1 protein-coding gene is annotated in these 1,886 nt (G+C 61.1%); it reads right to left on the bottom strand.

Annotation, left to right across the window (positions count from 1 at the left end; translation table 11 throughout):
- Positions 1-1,876, bottom strand: a 1,876-nt coding sequence (locus tag ACZ3J7_RS40995) for an amino acid adenylation domain-containing protein (protein ID WP_465628498.1), incomplete at its 3' end; no start/stop codon positions are given.
- Positions 1,877-1,886 lie beyond the last annotated feature (10 nt).

Genomic DNA, 1,886 nt, shown 5'->3' with positions numbered 1-1,886 from the left:
GGTTGAGGAACCACATGCGCTGCTGCGCAAACGACAACGGCACCTGCGCCGGACGCACCTGCGCAGTCAACGCCGCACGCGAACCACCACCGACATGAGAACCGAGTCGGGCAGCAAGCCCTTCGACGGTCGACGCCTCGAACAACTCCCGCACCGACACCGAAGCATCCAACGCCTGACCCAACCGAGACGTCACCTGCGTCGCAATCAGCGAATTACCACCGAGCGCGAAGAAATCATCATCCAAACCAACACGCTCGACGCCCAGAACATCCGCAAACGTCTGCGCCACAACCTCTTCCACCACCGACGTCGGAGCACGGAACACCGCAACCTGCAACGACGGAACCGGCAACGCCCGACGATCCAACTTCCCGTTCACCGTCAACGGAATCGCATCCAACACCACAAACGCCGACGGCACCATGTACTCCGGCAACAACGAACCCACACCGGTGCGGACATCGTCAACCGACACGCTCACACCCGCAGCCGGAACCACATACGCCACCAACCGCTGATCACCCGGAGAATCCTCACGAACAACCACCGCCGTCTGCGCCACCGACACATCCGCCAACACCGCAGACTCGATCTCACCGATCTCGATCCGGAAACCACGGATCTTCACCTGATCATCCGCGCGACCCAGATACTCCAAATCACCAGCACTGTTCCACGACGCCACGTCACCCGTGCGGTACAACACCTCGCCGGCATTGAACGGATTCGCCACAAACCGCGTCGACGTCAACCCCGCCTGACCCAGATAACCCCGAGCCAACTGCACACCAGCGACATACATCTCACCCGCGACACCGACCGGCACCGGAGCCAAACGCGTATCCAACACGAACACCCGCAGACCCGAAATAGCCTGACCCACAACACTCGCCGACGCATCCGCCGCCATCGCAGCATCCAACACACGATGGCTCACATGCACCGTCGTCTCCGTGATGCCGTACATGTTCACCAACGTCGGCGCGGAATCACCGCGGCGGCCGTACCAATCCGACAAGCGACGCAGCTCGAGCGCCTCCCCACCGAAAACAACCCACCGCAACGACAATTCGGCAGCCCGACCGGATTCCGACGCCAACCGATCAGCCTCAGCCAACTGATAGAACGCCGACGGCGTCTGATTGAGCACCGTCACCCGCTCAGCAGCAAGCAACTCCAAGAACTGCTCCGGCGACCGCGACGTCACATAATCCACAACCACCAACGTGCCGCCGTACAACAGCGGACCCCACAACTCCCACACCGAGAAGTCGAACGCATAACTGTGGAACATCGTCCACACATCGGATTCGTCGAACCCGTACACACCCTCGGTATTCGCAAACAACTTCGCCACCGTCGTGTGCGGAACCTGCACACCCTTCGGGCGACCCGTCGAACCCGACGTGTAAATCACATACGCAACATTCGAAGACCGCAACGGCGCAACACGATCCGCATCCGTCACCACCGAACCATCGAACTCCGACACATCCACCGCGTCGACATCAACCACCGGCAAACCAACAGGCAACACCAACTCACGCCCGGACCACGAAATCGCAGCCACCGGAGCAGCATCGGCCAACATGAACTCGACACGATCAGCCGGATACGACGGATCCACCGGCAAATACCCCGCACCGGACTTCACCACCGCCAACAACGCCACCACAAGATCCGCCGACCGCGGCAACGCCACCGCCACCAACGACTCCGGACCACAACCCTGAGCAATCAACCTGCGCGCCAAACGATTCGCCCGCACCGACAACTCACCATACGACAACGACTCGTCACCGAACCGCACCGCAACCCGATCACCAAACCGCGCAGCAGCATCATCGAACCACGCCGACAACGTCGAATCCACACCACCATCG

Source organism: Kitasatospora sp. NPDC015121 (genome assembly GCF_055562955.1).
The sequence above is the reverse complement of the archived record's forward strand: the minus strand, read 5'-3'. Positions and strand labels throughout refer to the sequence as shown.